This is a genomic window from Halomonas sp. ATBC28 (genome assembly GCF_005937175.1).
GTDB lineage: Bacteria > Pseudomonadota > Gammaproteobacteria > Pseudomonadales > Halomonadaceae > Vreelandella > Vreelandella titanicae.
On the sequence record NZ_VCQL01000212.1, the window covers coordinates 1 to 386 of the forward strand.

Below are 386 nucleotides of genomic sequence, written 5' to 3' on the forward strand. Positions count from 1 at the left end.
GTGCCAGCATGTCGGCGGCATAGACGGGAATCTGGTAGTGCGCGGCGTCCAGCAGCCAGTCGCTGTGCCCGCGCCCGGCCACGTCGGGACAGACCACGCGGGCGTGCCGCGCGAGCCGGCGGGCCAGCACGTCGAAGTCGCGTCCCTGCCGCGTCAGGCCGTGCACGCAGACCACCACATGGGGATGGGCCGGATCGCCCGTGGCGTTCCACTCCCAGTACGCCATGCGGTGCCCGCCATCGCCCTCCCCGGATGTGCCCTGGCGGGATGCCGCGGCACCCGGGCAATGTACGTAGTTCAGCGTAGGCTCTGTCATGGCGGGCAATCGTCTCTGGGGCGCTCGATAATGGCCCTCCGTTCATCCTAATTCATTCGGAGACACCGGC

1 protein-coding gene is annotated in these 386 nt (G+C 69.2%); it reads right to left on the reverse strand.

The genetic code is table 11. The features are described from left to right. A partial coding sequence (locus E0L35_RS26105) for an alpha/beta fold hydrolase (RefSeq protein WP_349304662.1) occupies positions 1-226 on the reverse strand: 226 nt, incomplete at its 3' end. Between the last annotated feature and the right edge of the window lie 160 nt (positions 227-386).